Genomic DNA, 14,383 nt, shown 5'->3' on the forward strand with positions numbered 1-14,383 from the left:
CGGCGCACTCACATCAGCAAGTCCATGTCGGCGCGTCATCCCATCATCTCGGTCACCGGCTCATCAGGGGCCGGGACCACCTCTGTCCGCAACACCTTCGAGCAGATCTTCCGCCGGGAGGATGTCAGCGCCGTCTACATCGAGGGGGACGGCTTCCACGCCTACGACCGCGACACCATGCGCTCGATGATGGCGCGCGAGCCGACGCTGAGCCACTTCGCGCCGCGGGCCAACCTCCTGCCCGAGCTCGAGGAGGTGTTTCGCAGCTACAGCGAATCCGGCACCGGCCGCACCCGGCACTACGCCCACGACGACGCGGACGCGATCCGCTACGGCGTGCCGATAGGCTCGTTCACGCCCTGGGAGCCGTTCCAGCCAAGCTCTGACCTCCTGTTCTACGAGGGGCTGCACGGCTGCGTGGTCGACAACAACGTCGATCTTGCCCGCTATCCCGATCTCAAGATCGGGGTGGTGCCGGTGATCAATCTCGAATGGATCCAGAAGCTGCACCGGGATCGCTCGACCCGGGGCTATTCGACGGAGGCCGTCACCGACGTGATCCTGCGACGGATGCCGGACTACGTGCAGACGATCTGCCCGCAATTCTCCTGGACGGACATCAACTTCCAGCGGGTGCCGACGGTGGACACCTCGAATCCCTTCATCGCCCGCTGGATTCCGACCGCCGACGAGTCGATGGTGGTGATCCGCTTCAAGGATCCGAAGGGGATCGACTTCTCCTATCTCGTCTCGATGATCCACGACAGCTTCATGAGCCGGGCCAACTCCATCGTCATCCCAGGCGGCAAGCTCGACCTGGCGATGCAGCTCATCCTGACGCCGATCATCATGCAGTTGGTGGAGCGGCGGCGGCGGCTCGCGTGAGCCGCCCCGTCTTTGCGAGGCGGAGCCGAAGCAATCCAGTGCGCTGCATTTTCCGGAGATGTCGCGCCGTTGGATCGCTTCGCTGACGCTCGCGATGACGGGGAGGCTCACACCCCTCAGGCGTCCTCTGCATCCGACATCTCGACGGAGGCGACCACCCTCTCCCCATCGAGAAACCCCGCCACGGCTCGCGAAAACTCCGGCGTCCGCAGGTAGCCATAGGATTTGTGATGGTTCACGCCGCCGCGCGGGCGCCGGTAGGCGTTGATCACCGGGCAGTCGGTTACGGCGACGCCCGCCAGGTTTGGGGCGTAGGCCTCGGCCAGCGTCGTGCCGACGGTCGCCACATCCTCCCGGTCGCCGAGATTGCTCCAACGGGCCACGGCGTAGGGCACGCGCAGGTCACCGTGCTCCGCGGCGAGGCGATGCTTGATCTCGGCGAGCCCCAGGGGGGCACCCATGGTGACGAAGTGGTCGATCTGCGGGCAGAGCCCGTCGCGTTCGAGCTGCCGCAGCACGTCGTAGGCGATCAGCGAACCCATGGAGTGGGCTGCGATCAGCAGCGGCCGGCCGGCATGGCGCTCCAGCGCCTCCCGCAGCCGGTCGCGCGCGGCCTCGCGGAACGTGCGGTCCTCGTAATAGCCCCACAGATCGTCGAGCCGATGCTCGATGATGAGATCGTCGAGGACGAGGTGCCCGGTCTTCTCCTGCGCCCATTCGACGATGCGGTAGAGACGGTCGGTCAGGGTCGGGGCGCACGCGCCGTCGGCGCTCGGGAAAGGTCCCCTCCCCCGCACGGGGTAGTAGGGCTCCCGGTTGTGATCCTCGGAGAGCGGGGTGTCGTAGCGCAGGTCGGCCCAGTAGACGAAATCGAAGGGCAGAGCCCCAGGGTCCTCGCCGAGGTTGCGCCGCAGCCCCTCGCGGATCGCCGCGGCCCACCACGCCTGCTTCTCCTCCTTCGGCGGCTTGTTGGCGAGGCCATGAATGCCGAGGATGAGTGGGCGGTCCTGCATCGGTCGAGAGAGGGAGCCTGGCGATCGGTCGTTCGCCGGCTCGGCACCGGCATCGCCGGGCATATAGCGCGCGGAGTTGATCGATCCGCGCGACAAATCGGTAGGACGCTTCCTCTGCGGGAAATCTCCTCGCCGTCAGCGGAGAGGAACTACCGTCAGGGAAGGGCGCGGGCGGTCGTCTACGCGCCCATCTTCTCGACCAGCGCGTCGGACAGCGCGAAGTTGACGTAGACGTTCTGCACGTCGTCCTGGTCCTCGATCACCTCGACAAGGCGGATCAGCTTCTCGCCGGTCTCGTCATCGACGTCGATGGTGTTCTGCGCCTTCCAGATCAGGCCGGTGCGACGCGGCTCGCCGAAGCGGGCCTCCAGCGCCTTCGACACGTCACCGTAGGCGTCCTGGGCGCAGATGACCTCGTGTCCGTCGGAATCGGAGCGCACGTCGTCGGCGCCGGCCTCGATGGCAGCCTCCAGCATCGTGTCGGCATCGGCAACGTCCGGCGCGAAGGCGATGACGCCGACCCGGTCGAACATGAAGGCGACGGCGCCGGTCTCGGCGAGGCTGCCGCCGGACTTGGTGAAGGCCGAGCGCACGTCGGAGGCGGTGCGGTTGCGGTTGTCGGTCTGTGCCTCGACGATCAGCGCGGCGCCGCCGGGGCCATAGCCCTCGTAGCGGATCTCCTCGTAGTTCTCGCCGTCATTGCCCGCTGCCTTCTTGATGGCGCGCTCGATATTGTCCTTGGGCATGTTCTCGGCCCGGGCCGCGAGGATCGCGGCGCGCAGGCGCGGGTTCATCGAGGGGTCGGGCGTGCCGAGCTTGGCCGCCACCGTGATTTCGCGGGCGAGCTTGCTGAAGACCTTCGAGCGGACCGCATCGACGCGGCCCTTGCGGTGCATGATGTTCTTGAACTGGGAATGCCCGGCCATGGCGGGATCGTCTTCTCGTTCGTGCGGGCGGAGGGCTCCTTCGATGAGGAAGGATCCTCGACGTCGCGCGGGATGTGTCGGGAGCTCCGCTTATAGGCCGCAGCTACCCCCCGAGGCAACGCGAGGCGGCTACGGCTCGGCCTTGATTGCCTTTGCGGCCCGAGCGGTGGCCGGGATTGCGGCGGGAATGATAAAGATCGTGGGCGAGGACACGATCCCGTCTCGCGATTTACGATGGGACGATTCCAATGCCGACGACCGAAACGGGTACGGCCGGCGTGCGGCGCAAGCCCTGGCGGTTCGGCCTCGCCGCGCTCCTCGGCGCCTTGGCTGGCGCGACACTGTTCGCGAGACCTGCCAAGGGTGGCGCGAGGGACGATTTCAGGGCTGATCCTGCTCCAAGAGAGCCCGGTAGCGCGCCGCCGAGCGGCTGACGACGGCGTTCGCAACCTCCGCGATATGCAGTCCGAAGGCGCCGTAGAGGCGTGCAAACGCTCTCGCCTCGAGCCGCGCCGCGATGCGGGCCACCGTGCCGCCGGAGAGCGGCAGCCAATTCGGATAGCTCCAGAGGAAGGACACGCTCTTCCGGTCCGCACCCGGCTGCACGATGTCGCTCGCGAGCAGCGCGCCGCGCCCCTCTGCCCCGTCCTGCCAGTGCAGCACGGAGCCGCCGGGAAAGTGGCCGCCGAGGCGCATCAGGGTCAGGCCGGGCGCGAGAGCGAGCTCGTCCTCCTCCCAGAACACCACGCGGTCGTCTGGCCGCATCACCCATTCGCGGTCGCGGGCGTGAAGGTAGACCGGCGCGTCGAAGGCGGCCGCCCAGTCCGGCATCGTGGTGTAATAGTGAGGATGCGAGATGGCGATGCCGGCAAGGCCGCCGAGCGCCCGCACCAGCGCGACCGTGGCCGGGTCGAGGAGCGCGAGGCAGTCCCAGAGAAAATTGCCCTGGGGCGTTTGCAGCAGGAAGGCGCGCTGGCCGATGCCGAAATGGGGCTGGGTCTCGATCTCGAACAATCTCGGCTCGACCTGCCGCCACGCATTGGCGTGAGCGGCGGCGAGCGCGTCGGGCGTCGTCCAGCGCTGGCCGGAGGCGGGCACGTATTGCCGCTCCTCGTCGCAGATCGGGCAGCACTCGGGCGGACTCGGCGCGGCGTGGAAGCTGGTTCCGCAGGTGACGCAGATGTGGATCGTCACGGGCTCATCCCCCGCTTCCATCGGCGAAGTGCTCAACCGCCGCGGTAGCCCTGGCCGCCCGCCGAACCAGGCCCCTCGCGCGAGGGTGTCTCCTCGTCACGCTCAGTACCGATATCGCCCGGCTCGGTCGGTGCTGGGGATCGGTGCCCTGGGACCGGTGAGGAGACCGGCCGCTGCTCGTAAGTCCGGGCACTCGGAGTCTCGACGGGGTCGTCAGGTCGGGTCGCGTCGGTCGGGCTCAAAGGATGCCTCCGGGGTCTTTCCCGGTGAAAAGCCGCATGGTGAACCCGGTTCCCTCGCGCGGGAGAGGCGTGAGGTTTATTGTCGACGGACGCAGAGAACCGACTTGGCGCAAAGGCGGTTCAAGGGGCAGAACGCGGGTTCCTCCCTCTGCCGGACAGGCCCCACGACGATGCAGCGCTCGCTCTCCCATCTCCCTCACGTCCTGTGTCTCGGCGCCGCCGTCCTCGGGCTTGCCGTCACCGCAGCCTCGGCACAGGAGCGGCCCTACACGCCGTCGCTCACCTGCGGCGCGGTGCAGGCCCTGGTGGCGCGGCAGCGCCGCGTCGTTCTCGCCACGAGCCCGACCGCCTACGAGGCGGTGCATTTCGAGAGCGGTGATTGCCAGAACGAGGTGACCGCCCGCCCCGCCTTCGAGCCGACCCTCGACGATCCGTACTGCTTCGCCGGCTATCGCTGCGTCCAGCGCAACAACGGCGAGAACTCGACGCGCTGAAGGCCAGGGACGACGCGCTGTCAGCCTCGTCCCAGCAGCCGCTTGGCCTCGGCCCTGGCGCGATGCTCGAACCGGGCGAGGCGCAGGCGCCGCTCCAGGGAGATCAGGTCGGCGCCCGGCGGCAGGGCGATGATCTCGGCAATGGTCTCGCGCTCGAGGTAGAGGCTCTCCAGCGCCGAGCCCGGCATCGTCGCCGAGTCGAGGCGCCCGGCGAAGCCTTCCGCGTGGAGAGCGCGCACGATAGCGTCCTCCAGCACGAGGCCGGGGGCCTGGGCGCGCAAGCCCTCGTCGTAAGCGGTCTTGAGCAGATGAGCGGTCCCGCCGGAGACCAGGGCGAGGCTGGCCGCAACCGTGCGTCCGTCGAGGCGCAGCAGGTCGGCTCGAACGGTCACCGCGCCGACTTCCCCGCCACCTTGGGGCCGGAACAGGGCGCGGGCGAACGCCTCCGTCCGCGGGCGGCTCCGCAAAGCCGTGCCGGCCTCGCCCTTCCAGCCGGCGGCCTCAACAGCCAGGAAATCCTCCAGCGCCCGCTCCAGCTCCGGCCCGTCCGTCGCGCTCTCGACGGTGAGCCTCCCGGCCTCCTCCAGCCGCCGCCGGCGGCGGCGCAGGTCCTTGAGACGGCTCTTGTGCGGGTGTTCGGCGAGGAAGGTCTCGTAATCGGCCCGCCGGTCGAGAACCGGGCGCTCGAACTGCGCGACGGTGCCGACCTGCCAGCCGGCCCGCTCCATGGCGGCGAGGAGCCGGGCGCCGAGGCGCGCCTCGGTGGCGAGCAGCGGCCAGCGCCAGGGACGTCCGCCGGAGGCGAGCGCGAGACCCTCGACCAGGGCATCGAGCCGCTCCTCCAGGCCGGGACCGTCCGCAACGAGGGGGCCGCTCGCCGTCACGTAGGGCGAGTGGAAGGGCTGCGCGATCGCCGCGCCGAGGCCGGTGATATCGGGGCGAAGGGCGAAGGGCAGAAGGGCCGCGAGGTCTCGCCCCTCCCGGACGACCACCGCCGAGAGACGGGGATGGCAGAGACCGTGGGTGCGGTGCGCCGCGACGGCCGCGCGCGTGTAGAACGGGTGCGGCGCGACGGCTCGGACGGCCAGTGCGTCCCAGGCCGCGGCGTCCGCAGCGAGCGCGGCGACGGGCTCGACGGCCGCCCGCAACGATCCGCAGCCGGAGAGGGAAAGGGCGCGCGTCACCGGGCGGCACTCCGCTGAGAGAACCCGACGACTGGCGTCGAGAGGCCGTGGAGGGCCTGGACTCCGCGCGCTAGAACGTAGCCGCGCAGTGTCTGGGTTACCGCCACCGCGACCGCCGCCCCGGCGACTCCGAGCCACGGTATCAGGACGAGGCAGAGCCCTGCGGCGAGGATCAGCATCGCCAGGGTGATCCCGGCGCAGAGCCGCTCACCGCCGAGCATGGTCAGCACGTCCTCGGCCGGGCCGAACAGGCTCGCCGCAACGCTGCCGGCGACGAGGATCGCCAGCACCGGCAAGCTGCCGCGATACCCCTCGCCGAACAGCCCGAGCAGCAGCGGCGACACCGCGAGGATGGCGAGCCCGACCGCCGCCGTGGCCAGGAAGGTCCAGCGCGCCTGCAGGCGCACGAGGCGGGCGAGCCCCGCCTCGTCGCCGCGCGCGCGGGAAGCGGCGAGGCGCTGGGCGATCGTGGCCGAGGCGGCGTAATGCACGAAGGCCACGAACTGCTGGATGCGGGTCGCGGCGAAGTAGAGGCCGACGGCTTCCGGCGGCGCGAGGAAGCCGAGGATCACGACATCGACGAAGCCGAAAGCGCTCGCGGCGAGGTCACCCGCCGCAATCGGCAGGCACGCGGTCAGCCAGAGCCGCCAGCGGTAGAGATGCGGGCCCCGCGGCAGGTGCCGGCGCAGGCGCGCCAGCAGCAGACCGGCCTGGACGGTAGCGGCGAGGCCGGTCGCGGCGAGCGTGCAGGCAATGGCGACCCAGGCCTCGGCCGGGGCACCGGCGAGCACGGCACCGATCATCGCGACCATGATCAGGCCTTGGCGCAGCAGGTAGGGCGGCGCGATGGCGAGCAGCGGCCAGCCCTGGCTGCGGGCCACGCCCTCCAGGTAGTCCTGAAATGCGAAGAGCGGCACGACCAGCGCCGCGACGAGGATGGGCGTGCCGTAGGGGCCGGCGAGCAGGCTCCCCTGCAGGAGGGCCACGGCGAGGCCGCCGAGCGACAGGGCGAGCCCCCCACCAAGGCTCGCCAGCGCCCCGCCGAGCAGGAAGCCGCGCACGCTGTCGAGCCGGTCCATGGCCTGGTCGGCGGGCAGGAAGCGGCAGGCGCCCTGGGACAGACCGAAGGTGGCCGTGTGGCCGAGGATGGCGATCCAGACCCAGACGGTGGCGAAGATCCCGTATTCCGCGCCGCCCATCATCCGGGCCATCAGGACCTGCGCCCCGTAGGCGAACCCGGCCGCGCCGATGCGGACCGCGAACACGCCGAGCGCCGAAACCGCCGCGGTGGCCCGCACCGCCCGAAGCCGGACGAGAAGAGTGTCGAGCGAGGATGACGGGAGGCCGCCCGCAATCACCTTGTCCGCTGCCATGGGGCGCCATCCGAAAGGGCGCCGGGCGCTGGTATGGCCGGCACGCTCGGGGGCCAGCCTAGAAAGAGCGGGATTTCGAGCGGGTTAAGAGGACCTGATAAATCGCCCGTGCCGGGCTTACGGCTGCTTCGGTGCTGGGGTCGGGCCGGTGCTCGAGGTTCCGGTCTGGGCGGGATCGGTCTTCGCGGTTCCGGATGTGGCGTGGTCCGTCTTCACCGCATCGGTTTTGCCCGCATCCGCCTTCCCCGCATCCTTGGCCGCCTCCGGCTGGAGCAGCGATAGGGTGATCGCCCGGGTGGCGTGCTCGGCCATGCAGCGCAGGCCCAGATCGTTGAGTCGGAAATGGCGGCCCAGCATGTGCGCTTCGGTGGTGCGCTGGGTCGAGAGGAAGCGCATCGCCGCGTAGCGGTGGACCAGCGGTACCGCCTCGCGGCGCGCCACCTCCTGCACGGTGCGCACCATCTGCGTGTAGTAGGCGTCGTCGGCGAGGCTTTCGGTGAAGACGGGATCGATCAGCACGATGTCGATGCCGTGAGACTTCACCCACTGCACCGATTCATCGAGCGCCTCGCCGAAGGCTTCGATGCCGACACGGGCGAGCGCGTCGTTGGTGCCGACCTGCCAGACCACGAGGTCCGGCTCCATCTCGGCGACCATGGAACGGAGCCGCTCGCCCGCTCCGCTCGCCACCTCGCCGGGGAGTCCCCGGGCCTCGACCTCGACCTGAACGTCGGGGAGCGCCTGCTCCAGGGCGTTTTCCAGCTTCACCGGATAGCTCGCAGAGGCGCCGAGCCCCGCCGAGGAGGAGCCGATCGAGAGGACGCGGATCGGCCGCTTTTCCTTGAGCGCGGCCTTCACCGCCTTGAGCCGCGCCAGCGTGTAGAGCTTCGAGCCGGGCACCCGGCATTCGGGCGACAGGCTCTGGTCGAGCGCCTCCGCCGCCGGCGATGGCAGGGGTGTCGACGCGGCCGGCATCGGCGCGGCGCCCAATGTCTCACTGAGCGCGGGCGAGGCGAGGCTCAGGCCGAGCGGGAGGAGGACGGCGAGTCGGCGGACGAGGCGGCGTCGGGTGCCTTTCGCGTCGGCCGCGGTCTGCGGGAACGCCATTCGACGAACCATGCGGTGAAACCCAGTGCGATTAGGCCGGAGCCTACGACCGAAATGTCAATGAAGATACCGCCGCCGGTTTGGAAGCGCACGAACTGTCCGGCGAGGCTCAACAGCGATCCCATCGAGAACACGGCGAGCGAGTTGCGCCCCAAACCCGACAGAAAGCGGGCAAGTCGCCCGACATGCGGGGCGATGAGAGCGTAGACGCCTTGGAAAGCCAGCACCATGCCGCAGAAATGGATCAGCCGGGCGGGCGAGAGGTAGGTCTTGTCGAAGGTGAAGACGAGGCGCGGCTCGGGCGCCAGCATCGGATCGGGCCGCAGTTCGAGCACCGCCAGCACGACCCCGACCGCGACGACGACGATGCCGAGCGGCATCAGGCGCTGCCAGAGGCGCCGCAGCCGCTCCGATTCCCGTGTCGCCTCGTTGGACAGGAAGCCCAGCACCAGCAGAAGTTGCCAGCAGAGCGGGTCGAAGAACCAGTCGCCCTCGCCCGGCCAGGACGGAAAGTTCCACTCGAAGACGAGGCTCGCCCCGTAGAGCGACAGCGAGAGCGCCAGCAGCAGGACCCGGCTCACCCGGCCGATCAGCACGACGGCCGGGGCAATGGCGATGAGCACCACGTAGAGTGGCAGGATGTTGAAGAAACCGAGCTGGTGGGTGAGCAGCACGACGCCGACCATGGTCTGGATCGGGTCGGCGAAGAAGCCGCCGGCATTGTGCCATTCGAGGATGAGCGGATTGTCGAGATAGAGCGCGCATCCCGCGATCATCGCCAGTGCCAGCGCCATGATCGTGATCTGCGCGCGGTACACCTCGACCGTGCGCGACAGAAGCCGCAGCACCGTGGTGAGGCGCGGCTCCGGCGCGCCGTCGCGCCCGCGAGTGGCAAGCCCGATCGACCAGCCGGCGAGGAACACGAACAGCTCGGCGGCATCCGAAATGCCGTACTGCGAGAAGGTGTAGCGCTCGAAGACGTTGCCGGGGATGTGATTGATGAAAATCGTCACCAACGCGAAGCCGCGCCAGAAATCGATCGCGTTCGGCTCGCGCATCAGGCTCCACGGTCCGGCGGTGTGACGTCGACGCGGCAGGGTCCCGGCCTCCCGCGTGGAACCGCGAAGGTCCGGCGCGGCGCCGTTCCGGGACCCGCGACCCGGAGCGGAAGGCGGCCGTCCTGATAGACCGCGCCGGGGTGAATTGGGAAGCGGGGCTGCGGTGACGAGGGTGCGATCAGGGCACGAGCCTTCAGGCCGCCCCTCGCAGATGCCCTGCATGCCAATCGCGCAGCGCCTCGAGCGTGACGACGCCGTCCGGCCAGACATGCCCCTGGAGGTGGCTGTGCGGCGCGTCCGGCTCGCCGAGGTCGGAGACGGCGGAGAAGGCGCCGTCAAGTCGGTGGCTCTGCGTGTACCGGCTTCGGGTGGCGAGCACCGGCAGGCCGGCGGCCAGCGCCGAGCGGATGCCGGCCGCCGAATCCTCGAAGGCGATCGCCTCGGAGGGATCGATGCCGAGGCGGTGGACGGCAAGCGCGAAGATGTCGGGGGCGGGCTTCTTCTGCGCCGCCTCGTCGCCTGCGGCGATCACGTCGAAGGGGTGCGTGTCGTCCGGGAAGTTGAGCTTGAGCAGCAGGTCGATGTTCGGTCGGCTGGTGGTGGTGGCCACCGCCAGCCGAACATCCTCCGCCCGGGCTTGTTCGACCAGACGTCGCACGCCGGGACGCAAGGACAGGCCGCCGCTCTGCGCCAGTTCGCCATAGAAGCGCGTCTTGAGATCGTGGATCTCCGGCATCCGGCGTTTCAGCCCTTCCGCCTCCTCCGGATGGAAGCGCTCGATGTAGTGGACGAGCCGCTCCTTGCCGCCCATCACCTTCAGGAGTTCGGCATAGAGTTCCGGCGACCAATGCCAGGGCAAATCGAGCGCGTGAAAAGCCCGATTGAAGCCCTGGCGATGGAGGTCTTCGGTCTCTGCGAGCGTCCCGTCGACGTCGAAGATCAGTGCCCTCAGCATCGCACGCCATCCCGCCCGGCGGCGGCATCGGCTGCGGAGCGGATCGCCGCGATGTTCTTCTCGTACTGGCTCGGTCCACCCTTGAAGGCGGCAGAGCCGGCGACGAGGATATTGGCGCCGGCCTGCGCAGCGGGTCCGGCCGTGTCCGGGGTGATGCCGCCATCGACCGAAATGTCGATCGGCCGGCCCGCCGTCATCGCCTTGACGCGCGAGATGGTTTCGAGCGCCGAGTGGATGAAGCTCTGGCCTCCGAAGCCGGGATTGACCGTCATCACCAGCACGAGATCGACCAAGTCGAGCAGCGGCTCGATGGCGGAGGCCGGCGTGCCGGGGTTGAGCGCCACGCCGGCGCGCTTGCCCAAGCCCCGGATCGTCTGGAGCGAGCGGTGGATGTGCGGGCCCGCTTCGACATGAACCGTGATCGCATCCGCCCCGGCCTCCGCGAAGGCGGCGAGGTACGGGTCGGCCGGGGCGATCATCAGGTGGACGTCGAAGATCTTGTCGGTCCAGGGCCGCAGCGCCTTCACCACCGCCGGACCGAAGCTGATGTTGGGCACGAAATGCCCGTCCATCACGTCGAGGTGGATCCAGTCGGCGCCGGCTTGGGCGATCGCCCGCGTCTCCTCGCCGAGCCTGGAGAAGTCGGCGGCGAGGATCGAGGGTGCGAGTAGGGTCATGGAACGGCTCGGAGCAAACGACGCGCCGCCCCGCGGAAAAAGCGGGCGGCCCTGGGGAGGGAGAGGCTTCCTGCAACCGATCTAGTGCATCGGCCGGCAAGATGCTCGCCGGCTTCCCGCAAAAAAGTCGACGCGGATAGGACGGAACGCACCTACCGTCACCGCGAGCGTCGGCGAAGCGATCCAGCGGCGCGGCGTTACCGGAATGGGCGGCGCGCTGGATCGCCTCGGCGCCGCGTCACACTGACAGGCCGTGTCACGAGGGAGGAAACGAAAAGGTCCTCCCCTGCTCCGGCCGGTTCCAGGCGGAGGGCTGGTCGTCGGCGCCGGTCCCCAGCGGACACTGCACGATGACGCTGTCGCTCCAGCGCCCGTACTTGTAGCCGATGGCCGGAAGGTAGCCGACGCGGGCGAATCCGCAGGCCTCGTGCAGGCGCAACGAGGCCTCGTTGCTCGCGTCGATATAGCCGATCATCTGCCGGTAGCCGCCCGCAGCGCAGGCCTCGATCAGCGCCGGCAGAAGACGGCGCCCGATGCCGGCATGCAGGTGGTCGGGATGCACGTAGATCGAGTGCTTGAGGGCGTACCGGTAGGCAGGGCGCTTGCGGAACGGAACGGCGTAGGCGTAGCCGGCGATCTGCCCGCCCCGCTCGGCGACGAGGTGGGGCAGGCGCTTGCTGCGCATGTTTTTCCGCCGTCGGCGCAACTCGTCGGGCAGCAGGCGCTCCTCCTCGAAGTCGCCGGTATCGCCGACGCCCTTGCGGATGTGACGCTCGTAGATCGCGATCATCGCCGCCACGTCGGCATCCGACGAGGGCCTGATCACGACATCCGCGCAGGGCGCGGCGTTCGGGGGGACGGTCGCCGCGCCCGAAACCATCAGGCGCCCTCGCGCACGACGTAGGTGTGGAAGCGGATGCGCCCGTCCGGGTCGGTCTCGCGGTAGACGCCCTGGATCTCCGCCTCGAAACCGGGGAACAGGTTGGCGGCCGCCTCGAACATCTTGAAATAGTCGAGCATGGGTTTGGCCCGCTCGTCGAGGCGCTCGCCCGGCAGCACCGTGCCGATGCCGGGGGGATAGACCAGCATCAGGGTAGTGGCGATGCGCCCCTCGGCTTCAGCGATCGGCACGTAATCGACCCGGTTCCGCGTCAGCATCTGCGCGGCGGCCTTGGGTGGCATGACCATCTTGGGCAGGTGCTCGGGCATGAACTGCTTGCGCTGGAGCGCCGAGGTGCCCGACTCGCGGTGGAAGCCGTGGTAGTCGGCGCAGAGGTCGCGCAGGCCGACACCGCGGTAGCGCTTCGGTCGCCGGGCGACGAATTCCGGCATGGCCTCTTCGAGGGGCACGTTGTCGTCGTGCAGGCGCTTGAACGCGACGAGGCCGGAGATCAGCGTACCCGCCTTCGACGACTCGACGCCCGGCGTCAGCAGGAAGAGCAGCGAGTTGAGGTCGTTCTTCTCCGGCACGATCCGGTTCTCGCGCAGGTATTGCGCGACGATCGGCGCCGGCACGCCGTGCTCGGTATAGGCGCCGGTCTTCCGGTCGAAGCCGGGCGTGAGCACGGTGAGCTTGTTGGGATCGGTGATGGCGAAGCCCGGCGCGACATGGGTGAAGCCGTGCCACGAGGCGCCCGGCGTCAGCTCCCAGTAGCGAGCATCTGACGCCAGGGCGTCGGTCGGGATCGACTCCCACGAGGTTTCGGAGCCGTCGGGGCCGGTGACCACGTCGGGCACGAAGGGGTCGAAGAACCAGCGCCGCTTCGGATCGGCCTCGCGCTCCTCGAACTCCTTGCGGATGGCGCGGGCTTTTTTCCGCCACTCGATGCCGAGCCGGATCGTGTCGTCCCACAGCACGACGCCGGAACGGCCCTTCATCATCTGCGCGCCGACATCGAGCGAGGCGAAGATCGGGTAGAACGGCGAGGTCGAGGCGTGGACGAGGAAGCTTTCGTTCAGGCGCTTGTGCTCGACCCGCCGGGTCTGGCCGCGGATATGCCCGTCGCGGGTGTGGATCTGCGAGGCCTGCGAGAAGCTGGCGAGCTGCTTGTGGGTCGATTGCGTGGCGATGATGCCCGGCGAGGTCTCGTCGAGTCCGGTCAGGCCCATGGCGAAGCGGCGCTGGTAGAGCGGGTGGAACTTCATGAAGCCCGCCCAGGCCTCGTCGAACAGGATGTAGTCGCACAGGTGGCCGATCCGCTCGACGATCGCCTGCGCGTCGTAGATCGTGCCGTCATAGGTGCATTGCTCGATCACCGCGCAGCGGAACGGGCGCTCCCGGCGCCACGCCTCCTTGTCCTTCACGAGCGGGTTGTCGCGGATCTTCTCGCGGATGCGCCCCTCGTCCAGCGCCTCGTGGTAGATCGGCCCGATCAGGCCGTAGGCGTTGCGGTCCGTCTCGAGGAAGATCGGGATGCCGCCGGCGAGCAGCAGCGCGCCGTGATGGGCGGCCTTGTGGTTGTTGCGGTCGAACAGGACGAGATCGTCCTCGGCCACCAGCGAACCCAGCACCACCTTGTTCGAGGCCGAGGTGCCGTTGAGGACGAAGTAGGTCTTCTCCGCCCCGAAGATTTTTGCGGCTTCCTTCTGGGCCTTCAGCGCCGGACCTTCGTGGGTGAGGAGATCGCCCAGGTCGAGGACGGAATTGTCCAGATCATCGCGAAAGATCGCCTCGCCGAGATGCTCGACGAAGATGCGGCCGATCGGCGAGCGGTTGTAGAAGATGCCGCCGTTGTGCCCGGGGCAGGTCCAGAGCTGGTTGCCCTCCTCGGCATAATCGACCAATGCGCCGAAGAACGGCGTCTTCAGCGTATCGGCGTACTGCGTCACGCGGGAGACGAGGTTGCGGGCAATGAATTCGGGCGTTTCTTCCGCGAGGAAGATGTAGCCGTCGATAAAGTCGAGCAACTCGACCGGGATGTCCTCCAGCCGCTTGCGGCGGACCATGATCACGATCGGCATCTCCAGGCCGCGCTTGCGCATCATGTCGATGAGCGCAGCCGCCTTGCCCTCGAGTCCGCGCTTGCCCCAATCGACCACAAGGCAGCCGACGGCGGAGTCGGTCTGCACCGCGATCGAGGCATCCTCGACGCGCCGGGCCCGCACCACCTCGAAGCCGCGCTTCTCCACCGCCGCGACGATCTGATCGACGCGCGCGCCCTCCAGATCATCCGGATCGAAGGCGGGGGTGCACATCAGCACGGTGAAACGGCGGTGAAAATCCATGGAGTGCGGCTCTTCTCACGAACGGAAACCCAGCCTTTCCGGCCCATCCG

13 protein-coding genes are annotated in these 14,383 nt (G+C 68.9%); 2 read left to right on the forward strand and 11 right to left on the reverse strand.

What is annotated here, in order from left to right; all coding sequences use genetic code 11:
* Window positions 1-24: 24 nt before the first annotated feature.
* A complete protein-coding gene (locus FHU13_RS17855) occupies window positions 25-885 on the forward strand; it encodes a phosphoribulokinase (RefSeq protein WP_183437200.1) in 861 nt (286 codons plus the stop codon).
* Window positions 886-1,001: 116 nt separating this feature from the next.
* Here FHU13_RS17855 and FHU13_RS17860 read toward each other — a convergent pair whose 3' ends face one another.
* The 3 genes from FHU13_RS17860 to FHU13_RS17870 all read right to left on the reverse strand — a co-directional run bounded on the left by FHU13_RS17860 (window position 1,002) and on the right by FHU13_RS17870 (window position 4,018).
* Window positions 1,002-1,898 (reverse strand): lipase/acyltransferase domain-containing protein, encoded by an 897-nt coding sequence (locus FHU13_RS17860; protein WP_183437201.1) that lies wholly within the window; start codon window positions 1,896-1,898, stop codon window positions 1,002-1,004.
* Between the two features lie 179 nt (window positions 1,899-2,077).
* Window positions 2,078-2,824 carry a YebC/PmpR family DNA-binding transcriptional regulator gene (locus FHU13_RS17865; protein ID WP_183437202.1) on the reverse strand — a complete coding sequence of 249 codons (747 nt, stop codon included), beginning with the start codon at window positions 2,822-2,824 and terminating at the stop codon, window positions 2,078-2,080.
* Between the two features lie 381 nt (window positions 2,825-3,205).
* Window positions 3,206-4,018 (reverse strand): MBL fold metallo-hydrolase, encoded by an 813-nt coding sequence (locus FHU13_RS17870; protein ID WP_183437203.1) that lies wholly within the window; start codon window positions 4,016-4,018, stop codon window positions 3,206-3,208.
* 412 nt (window positions 4,019-4,430) lie between these two features.
* Here FHU13_RS17870 and FHU13_RS17875 point away from each other — a divergent pair, with 412 nt between their 5' ends.
* A complete protein-coding gene (locus tag FHU13_RS17875; RefSeq protein ID WP_183437204.1) occupies window positions 4,431-4,754 on the forward strand; it encodes a hypothetical protein in 324 nt (107 codons plus the stop codon).
* A 20-nt stretch (window positions 4,755-4,774) separates the two neighbouring features.
* Here the strand turns inward: FHU13_RS17875 and FHU13_RS17880 are convergent, their stop codons facing one another.
* From FHU13_RS17880 to FHU13_RS17915, 8 genes are all read right to left on the reverse strand, one after another.
* Entirely contained in the window at window positions 4,775-5,938 is a 1,164-nt protein-coding gene (locus FHU13_RS17880; RefSeq protein ID WP_183437205.1) for a GNAT family N-acetyltransferase, read from the reverse strand.
* Window positions 5,935-7,311, reverse strand: a complete 1,377-nt coding sequence (locus FHU13_RS17885) for a lipopolysaccharide biosynthesis protein (RefSeq protein WP_183437206.1) — start codon at window positions 7,309-7,311, stop codon at window positions 5,935-5,937. Before FHU13_RS17885 ends, FHU13_RS17880 begins: the two co-directional genes overlap by 4 nt.
* Window positions 7,312-7,428: 117 nt before the next feature.
* Entirely contained in the window at window positions 7,429-8,418 is a 990-nt protein-coding gene (locus tag FHU13_RS17890; RefSeq protein WP_183437207.1) for an SGNH/GDSL hydrolase family protein, read from the reverse strand.
* Window positions 8,331-9,476 (reverse strand): OpgC family protein, encoded by a 1,146-nt coding sequence (locus FHU13_RS17895; RefSeq protein WP_183437208.1) that lies wholly within the window; start codon window positions 9,474-9,476, stop codon window positions 8,331-8,333. The genes FHU13_RS17890 and FHU13_RS17895 overlap by 88 nt, the downstream gene beginning before the upstream one ends.
* Window positions 9,477-9,669: 193 nt before the next feature.
* The gene (locus tag FHU13_RS17900) at window positions 9,670-10,431 is read right to left on the reverse strand and encodes an HAD-IA family hydrolase (RefSeq protein ID WP_183437209.1); all 762 of its coding nucleotides are present in this window, start codon (window positions 10,429-10,431) and stop codon (window positions 9,670-9,672) included.
* On the reverse strand, window positions 10,425-11,108 hold the full coding sequence (gene rpe / locus FHU13_RS17905; RefSeq protein ID WP_183437210.1) for a ribulose-phosphate 3-epimerase: 684 nt from the start codon (window positions 11,106-11,108) through the stop codon (window positions 10,425-10,427). Before rpe ends, FHU13_RS17900 begins: the two co-directional genes overlap by 7 nt.
* A gap of 256 nt (window positions 11,109-11,364) precedes the next feature.
* On the reverse strand, window positions 11,365-11,988 hold the full coding sequence (locus tag FHU13_RS17910; protein ID WP_183437211.1) for a GNAT family N-acetyltransferase: 624 nt from the start codon (window positions 11,986-11,988) through the stop codon (window positions 11,365-11,367).
* Window positions 11,988-14,333, reverse strand: a complete 2,346-nt coding sequence (locus FHU13_RS17915; RefSeq protein ID WP_183437212.1) for an Orn/Lys/Arg decarboxylase N-terminal domain-containing protein — start codon at window positions 14,331-14,333, stop codon at window positions 11,988-11,990. Before FHU13_RS17915 ends, FHU13_RS17910 begins: the two co-directional genes overlap by 1 nt.
* Between the last annotated feature and the right edge of the window lie 50 nt (window positions 14,334-14,383).

This window comes from Methylobacterium sp. R2-1, from assembly GCF_014191355.1.
Lineage (GTDB): Bacteria > Pseudomonadota > Alphaproteobacteria > Rhizobiales > Beijerinckiaceae > Methylobacterium.